This window comes from uncultured Methanobrevibacter sp., from assembly GCF_946184425.1.
Lineage (GTDB): Archaea > Methanobacteriota > Methanobacteria > Methanobacteriales > Methanobacteriaceae > Methanocatella.
In genome coordinates, this window is sequence record NZ_CAMHFP010000065.1 from 1 (window position 1) to 8,055 (window position 8,055).

General features: G+C 32.9%; 9 protein-coding genes. 7 read left to right on the plus strand and 2 right to left on the minus strand.

All coding sequences use genetic code 11. The annotated features are described in order from the left end of the window. On the minus strand, positions 1-775 hold a 775-nt coding region (locus tag Q0P94_RS10020), incomplete at its 3' end, for a hypothetical protein (protein WP_295116194.1). Between the two features lie 671 nt (positions 776-1,446). On the opposite strand from Q0P94_RS10020, the gene Q0P94_RS10025 reads away from it, so the two are divergent. From Q0P94_RS10025 to Q0P94_RS10045, 5 genes are all read left to right on the plus strand, one after another. Beyond that, a complete protein-coding gene (locus tag Q0P94_RS10025) occupies positions 1,447-1,728 on the plus strand; it encodes a hypothetical protein (protein WP_295116196.1) in 282 nt (93 codons plus the stop codon). Between the two features lie 279 nt (positions 1,729-2,007). After that, a complete protein-coding gene (radB, locus tag Q0P94_RS10030) occupies positions 2,008-2,712 on the plus strand; it encodes a DNA repair and recombination protein RadB (RefSeq protein ID WP_295116197.1) in 705 nt (234 codons plus the stop codon). Between the two features lie 58 nt (positions 2,713-2,770). Beyond that, positions 2,771-3,946, plus strand: coding sequence for a pyridoxal phosphate-dependent aminotransferase (locus Q0P94_RS10035; RefSeq protein ID WP_295116199.1), 1,176 nt, complete (start codon positions 2,771-2,773; stop codon positions 3,944-3,946). Between the two features lie 10 nt (positions 3,947-3,956). After that, positions 3,957-4,673 carry a DUF362 domain-containing protein gene (locus tag Q0P94_RS10040; RefSeq protein ID WP_295116200.1) on the plus strand — a complete coding sequence of 239 codons (717 nt, stop codon included), beginning with the start codon at positions 3,957-3,959 and terminating at the stop codon, positions 4,671-4,673. Further along, complete coding sequence (locus tag Q0P94_RS10045; protein ID WP_295116203.1) at positions 4,670-5,047, plus strand: putative zinc-binding protein; 378 nt, start codon at positions 4,670-4,672, stop codon at positions 5,045-5,047. The genes Q0P94_RS10040 and Q0P94_RS10045 overlap by 4 nt, the downstream gene beginning before the upstream one ends. A gap of 23 nt (positions 5,048-5,070) precedes the next feature. Here the strand turns inward: Q0P94_RS10045 and Q0P94_RS10050 are convergent, their stop codons facing one another. After that, positions 5,071-6,849, minus strand: coding sequence for a ribosome biogenesis/translation initiation ATPase RLI (locus tag Q0P94_RS10050; RefSeq protein WP_295116205.1), 1,779 nt, complete (start codon positions 6,847-6,849; stop codon positions 5,071-5,073). Positions 6,850-7,187: 338 nt separating this feature from the next. On the opposite strand from Q0P94_RS10050, the gene pth2 reads away from it, so the two are divergent. Both pth2 and Q0P94_RS10060 read left to right on the plus strand, forming a co-directional pair. Beyond that, positions 7,188-7,526 (plus strand): aminoacyl-tRNA hydrolase, encoded by a 339-nt coding sequence (gene pth2, locus Q0P94_RS10055; RefSeq protein ID WP_295116206.1) that lies wholly within the window; start codon positions 7,188-7,190, stop codon positions 7,524-7,526. A gap of 50 nt (positions 7,527-7,576) precedes the next feature. Next, positions 7,577-8,055 (plus strand): delta 1-pyrroline-5-carboxylate synthetase (locus Q0P94_RS10060; RefSeq protein ID WP_295116208.1); only part of this gene is annotated, 479 nt, incomplete at its 3' end.

Consider the following 8,055-nt stretch of genomic DNA (forward strand, 5'->3'; position numbering starts at 1 on the left):
TTGTTTGGTTTTGTTCGGTTTTGTTTTGTGTTGGGTTTGTTGTTTGGTTTTGTTCTGTTTTATTTTCAGGAATTGCATCAAAGCTAGGGATGTCTAAATTCGGATAATTTTCTTCTTTTTCAGTACTATTGTTTATAATTTCATTTGTTATGTTTCTATAAATAATTTTGTAACCAAAGAAATTTTGATGATTGAATTTTGTTGAGCCTAGCACTTCGAAATCAAAAACAGCTTCTGTGGTATTATTGATTTTTTTAACTGCTCCGTGATCAGGGATTATTAGACCAATCGAAGTATCTTTGATAATCTGCTTTAATGTGTCATTGAACTTGAAGTCATCAGTGAATGACCAGATGATTTTTTGGGTATCGATTTTGTTTTTCACAGCTATATCATGAAATTCAACAAAGAAGGTTTTAAGGTAATGGCCTACTGATTCTCCATTTTTGTTGTTAATTGCACTTTCAGTGTTCTGTACGACAAATTTGTCATCATAGCTGGCTTCATGTTCGCCATAATTAATGCAATATCCATTGTAACCGTCATCAAATGTAATATTGAAGTGTCCATTTTCTTGAGATTTTACGGTTTCTCCAATTCTTCGCTTGTTTTCACTTTCACTTTCTTCAATATTGCTTTCAGTATTTGCTTCGTTCTCTTGGGGCAATATAGTATTTGTAATTGTTTCTTCGGTGATGTTTTGTGCTGAGACAAAATTTACGCCGGATGTGATTATTAAAAAGATTGTAAATATTGTGATTAAATGTTTTTTCAAATTTTTCACCTCTTTTTTCTTGTATTAATTGCGTTGTAAGATGTTATATATAAACTTAAAGTAACCAAACGTTCACTATGATTTTAATAAATTAAATAAACACTGTATATGTATATTTTATTAAAAATAATTCATTTGATTTCAATTAGAATAATTTTAAGTTTTCTAATATTTTTAACTGCTCGTTTTATGCAGAATATTATTTTGCCAATGTTGTTTATTCGGGTTGGCAATTTGATTAGTGGATTTTTAAATGACTGCAATTTTTTCAATACCTCTGATTTGTGAAATTGTTGGGCTATTGATAACTTTTAATTTAAAAGAATTTTGCGTCTTTGAGGTTTGATTAGAGGTATACTCCATATTATTTCTTTTTTTTTCATTTTATGTCATGTTGGTAAGTACTTGCATTCGAAAACATGCATATGATATTATTTTCAGATATTAGAAACAACAAGGTGATTAAAATGAACTTTAAAGGAGTATTATTTTTAATTTTGGTGTCTTCCCTTTTAATAGGAAGCGTTTGTGCTGCAAGCGTCAATGACTTCAAAGTAGACAGCACATAAAAAAGCATTTATAGTGGCGAATATTATTCAGTACATGCGAATGGAAATCAGGATGCCGGAATCTGCATCTACAAAAATGTAAATGATGACGTTTATGATGATATGGAAAACGATGATGTTCTTGATCATGTAATTCATCATGATGGTAGTGAATACACATACGGTGATGATGACATGGCAATCTCCAAAAACTCTGACAAAACTGCAAACTTCACTGATTACGACCATGCAACCCACGGCATCTCTGAAGTTGTAAAACAAGGTGACCAACAATTCATAGTCGTTGCTTGGGCAAAAGATTCAAGCAGTATGGACAATGCTAAATTGACTTCATTATTAAGTGATTTCAATAAAAACAATAAAGTTTCCCCAATATCATTCTGATTTTAACTGGAATGCGGGAGTTTCAAATTCCCATCTTTTTTATTGTTTTAATTCTTTTTTTTATATCTGTGATAATAGGATAACTCTTGTGTGGTCAAATTCAATATACTTTTTAACATTGCTTTTTGGATTTTGCTTTGGTTTTTTTATATGGTATATGTTAATTGTGATGGATTAGGTTTGTTTAGGAAGGACATATTTTAAACAGTGAAGTTGTTTTGAAATCTTTGCAAATCCTCTACAATTCAATTAATATATCATAAAAACTAATAGTCTATTATGAAAGTTTTAGCCAATTTTGAAGATAATCATAAAATTCCATCAAATTCCACTTTGGATGCTTTGCTGGGTGGAGGTTTTGAAAAAGGCACAATAACTCAGATATTTGGTCCGCCTAGTTCTGGTAAAAGTAATATTGCATTGGCATTGGCAGTTAATGTTGCAAAAAGAAATCGCAAAGTAATCTATATTGATACTGAAGGTGGAATTTCAATAGATAGGATAAAACAAATTTCCGGACCTAATTTTTCAGATGTGGCTAATAATATAATTGTTTTTGAACCGACCAGTTTTCTTGAGCAGAATGAAACTTTAAGATCCATAGATGTTTGGATTAGAAAGAATCATGAACATGTTGATTTGCTCGTATTGGATTCTGCAGTTGCATTATATAGAGTTGATGATATGAAATCTGCCAAATTAAATAAGGAGCTTGGAAAGCAAATGGGAATACTGTCTAAAATTGCACGCACCTATGATATTGCAGTAATCATTACAAATCAGATTTATAATTCCTTCGATGATGAAGGAAATAATGATGTTAAGGCAGTTGGTGGAACTATTTTGCAGTACTGGAGCAAGGTTATTATCCAATTGGAACGTGGTGGTGAAATTGATCAGAGAATAGCCACATTAGTTCGCCATAGAAGCATTCCTGAAGGAAGAACAGCTACTTTTTCAATCACTTCTCAAGGAATTATTTAGGTACTTTTATTAATAATTAAAAATAAATATTTATTTTGGAATTGTTTGAGTGATAATTATGAGGGAAAAGGATTTCGATATTAAAAACCCTAAAAAGAAGTTTCAAAAAACTGAAAGGGTGCCTCCAAAAGGTTATGACAATGCAAATGACTTTTTTGAAGATATGTACATGGATGAAGACATGATTTGGATGGGACAAAATACCAACCATCTGCACGATGATACTATATCTGATGCAATGATTGAAGCCATTCGTGAAAAGACATACTGCAAATATCCTGCCCCTGAAGGATTCAGCGAACTTAAACAGTTAATTTTAGAGGATTTGGATTTAAAAGGTTTGGAAGTTTTATTAACTTCCGGAGCAACTGAATCTTTATATTTGGTTATGCAAGCATTATTGGAACCTGAGGATAATGTTGTTTTATCCGATCCTGGATACTTTATCATAGGAGATTTTGCAAACCGGTTTGCAAATGAAGTACGTTATGTTCCTATCTACTATGAAGAAAATGACTATAAATTAACTCCTCAACTTTTACGCGAAAATATGGATGATAATACCCGTATGGTAATTTTAATTGATCCGTTAAATCCGCTTGGTTCCTCATATACTGAAGATGAGCTTAAAGAATTTGCTCAAATAGCTAAAGAAAATGATTTATACTTATTGCATGATGTCACATACAAGGATTTCGCACGTGAACATTACTCTGTAGAAAATTATGCTCCTGGTCAGACATTAACAATTTACAGTTTTTCAAAAATATTTGGAATGGCTGGTTTAAGAATTGGGGGTGTAGTATCCTCAAAACCAATAATTGATGCTATTAAAAATGCTGTCGTTAATGATTTGGGTGTAAATATCATTTCCCAATATGGTGCAATTGCTGGTCTTAAATCAAAACAGAATTGGTATGATGAGATGAGGGAAACATGCTTTGAAAACCAAAGATTAATTAAAGAAATGGTTGATTCAATTGAAGGTGTGTTCCTGCCTGTTTATCCGTCTGATGCAAACATGATGGTAATTGATTTGTCCGGTGCGGGAATTAATCCTAAAGTAATGTCAAATTATTTGATTTCCAAAAAATTATTCACAAGAGAAGGGGAATATACCTCTGAGGATTTCGGTGACAGATATTTACGTATAAGTTTTTCTATTCCGACAGAAGAAATTAAAGTATTTTGTGAAGAATTCCCTAAAGCCGTTGAAGCTTTAAGAAAAAAATAAGGTTAATGGTATGAGATTGAGATATCATCAACCTATTCCTAATTTTTACAATCAAGAAAACCCTCACCATCCAAATAAATTTATTTCTGATGATTTTTTAAATGAATTTAGAGACATAGCCATTGCCTCCAATTTTGCGGGATTAAGTTATTCTAAATTAAGTGATGAATTTAAGCAGGAATGGGACATTGATTGGGACAACATTATTATTTTAAAATATTTCATGTCAGATGAAATACTGAAAATGGAACCTTCAAAGGAAAAATGCAAATTGATGGATGAGGAATTTCAGGAATTTGGATCCAAAACTTTTGCCCTTGCCGATATTTTACGGGAAAACGGATTTAAAGCAGATTTGATAAATCCATTGGATGACAGGGTTAGTCTAAGAGCAATTGCAATGCAGTCCAATGACGCTATCATTACACGCAGTAACATGTGCATGTTTAAGGAAGGTTTGAATTTGGGATTTTTCATGATTCAAACATCTATTGAAAACCTACCGTCCAATCCTGAAAATGAATTGAAATGGGTTGAAGACTACTGCTCGACCTGTGGCGTTTGCGTTGATAGATGTCCTGAAAATGCATTTGATGAAGATGGTAATTTTTTAAGAAGACAATGCACAGCACATCGTGAAGGATGCAGCTGTTGCATAGATTTATGCCCTTTTTATAAACGAGGTTATGATAAAGTTAAAAAAAGATATTTGAGGATGAAAAAATGAGTGATAAAATAGCTTTAGTTTCATGCAGTGGGTTAAGCCCATTGGGTTTGGTGGTAAGAGCTGCTAGTGTGGAGTTAGCTTTGGAAAATGAAAACATTGTAGCGGCATGCATTACAGAATATTCAGCCCAGCCAAACAATTGTTCACAGATTTTGGATGATGCTGATATTGTTACAATAACTGGATGTTCAGATGACTGTGCATCAGTAATATTGAATGAAAAAAATGTAAATTCAGTTAAAAATATTGCTGCAGATGCTGTTGTAAAAGCTTATGATTTAAATCCGCTGGATGCTGTTCGTTTGGATAGCGATGGAGAAAAAGCAGTGGAAATCCTGAAAAAATATATTTTAAAAGAATTGGAAAATATTTAAAAAAATTAATAAAAAGGGGATATTTAATCTGATAGGTAATAATATTCTCCTTTCTCTTTTTGTTCACGGTCTTTATAACTGTCAAGCTTGTTTACTCTTGGTCTTTTTGTTTCCTTATCTCTTCTGAATGTAATGTTTAGATTTCCTAAAAATTCATTCATTGCATTTCTAAGGTCAGTTGGTTTTGAAGCATGTCCGTTTAAACCTGGAGTTCCGTTGAATACCATTGCCCTATCGGAAATGTAGTCGATAAATACAATATCATGGTCTACAATAAGTGATGCGGCGTTTCTGCTTTCAACCATTTTACGGATTACTCTTGCAGCTATTAATCTTTGTTCCACATCCAAAAATGCTGTAGGTTCGTCGAAAAGGTATATTTCAGCATCCTGTGATAAAGTTGAAGCAATTGCCAGTCTTTGAAGTTCTCCTCCACTTAATCCTTTGACCGGTTTGTCAAGCATGTCGTTCAGGGTCAGCGGATTCATGATTTCACTTTCAAAGATTTTGCTTCCAAAACTTGGAGCATGCATATAAAGATAATCGCTTACGGTACCTTCAAAGTCTGAAACAATGTATTGTGGTTTGTAAGCTATTGTTACTTCCTCGTCCACTTCTCCGGTTGTAGGTTCTTCAACTCCTGCAAGCATTTTTGCAAAGGTGGTTTTACCAATACCGTTTGAACCGAATGCAGTTACGATTTCATCGTAGAATATTTCGCCTGCATCTGCACTTAATTTGAATCCGTCGTAATCTTTACTTATATCGGTATAACTTGCAAGTGCATCTCCTTCATCTTCTGGAGTTGGCGGTCTGATTGTAAATTCAATTGGATTTCTTCTGATTCTTACATTTTCTTCTGTTAAAAATCCATTTATATAAGCATTAATACCTAAACGAACACCTTTTCTTCCGGATACTACACCATATCCTCCGGGTGAACCGTATAAAATATGGATGTTGTCTGATAATGCATCGAGTGTTGCAAGGTCGTGTTCAATTACGAGAACGCTTTTTCCTTCTTCTGCAAGGGAGCGAATAACTTTGACTGCATTCAGTCTTTGTGAAACATCCAGCCATGATGTTGGTTCGTCAAAGTAATAGAAGTCTCCTTCTCTTAAAACTGTAGCAGCTATTGCGACCCTTTGAAGTTCCCCTCCACTCAAGTTCTGCATTTTTCTGTCCAGCACGTTTTCAAGTTGCAATTCTTTTGTAACGTAATCTAATTTGTTTCTTTCATTAACGTTTTCAAGCAGATCTCTAACCTTACCTTTAACGACCTTTGGAAGCTGATCAACCATTTGAGGTTTTAAAATGGTTTTTATGTTGCCTTCGGACAAATCCTGGAAGTATTTTTGAAGTGATGAACCTTTATAATACTGGATCACGTCATCCCAATTGTCTTTAGGATTTTCAAAGTCTCCAAAGTTAGGTATTAAATTGCCTGATAAGATATTCATTATTGTGGATTTACCGATACCGTTAGGTCCTAGAAGTCCTAAAACAGTACCTTCTTCCAATGATGGAAGGCCGAACAATTCAAATTGGTTTTGGCCGAATCTATGAATTGGATTGTCTGCAGCTTCAGGTAAATTAATGATTGTAATAGCATCAAAAGGGCAACGGTTTGTACAGATTCCGCACCCTTCACATAATTCTTCAGATATCAACGGTTTTTTTGAATCTTCATCAATTACTATGGTGTCTTCATCCATTCTAACACCAGGACAGTAATGAATACAAAGATAATCACATTTTTTAGGTTGACATCTGTCTTTGTCTAAAATTGAAATACGAGTCATTATAATCTCCTTAAAAAATATAATCATTAATAGTTTTATAGATACTATTTAATTAAATTATTGCAATGTTGTCTTTTTGATAAACAACTTTTTGTTATTTTCATTAGGGTTATTTTTTATTTAAATCTATTTTTCAATGTTTAATTAATTTTAAAAAATCATTTCAATAAAATATTTAAGGTTATTTTACAAAATAGTATATTTAAGAAATATTTTCTATGTGTTCATAGTTTTTTAATAAATTATTTCAATTGTCTGAAATTATAAATAGATATGGTTGATATGCTGCTTTAAAACAGCAGATAAATATTGAAATTGTCAGGGTATACAGTGATAAAATGAAACAGGCGATGATTGTTAGAACAGATTTAAAAATGGGCAAAGGAAAAATTGCAGCTCAGTGCTGTCATGGTGCTATTGGTGCATACAAAAAATCTCCTCAGGATAAGATTAGAAAATGGGAAAATGAAGCTTATGCTAAAGTTGTTTTAAAAGTTAAAACTAAAGAGGAATTGCTTGAGCTTAAAAAATTGGCTGACCAGAAAGGAATTTCAAATTATTTGGTAATTGATGCTGGACGTACTCAGATACCTACATCCAGCGTTACAGTTTTGGCGCTAGGTCCTGATGAGGATGAAATAATTGATGAAGTGACTGGGGATTTGAAACTTTTATAGTCTAACATCATTTTAATGGAAGCAATTTTTAATTAAATGTGGTAGAAATCATGAGTATAAAACAGGTTGTAAAAATTGGGGGAAGTCTGTTTCCAAATTATGCAATTGAACTGGCAAAACAGTTGAAAAACACTCACTCGGTCATTGTTCTTGGAGGTGGGGAATTTGCCAATCTTATTCGAAAATATGATTCTGAAATCGGGTTTTCCGAAAAGACCAATCACTGGACGGCCATTGATTGTATGGATATAATAGCAAAACTTGTCAATGATAAAGTGGATTCAACAAAGCTTGCCTATTCAATTGAAGAAGTTAACAGGATATCTCAAGAGGGATTCACTCCAATATTTGTTGTTTCTAAATTTTTAAGGGATGAAGATCCATTTGAATGTTCTTGGGATGTTACTTCAGACTCAATAGCGGCATATATTTCACACCTCTTAAATGCAAACCTTTTAATAGTAACAAATGTAAATGGTATATATACCCAAGAACCGAAAGAGCCAGGTTCAACATTCATAAGTAAAAT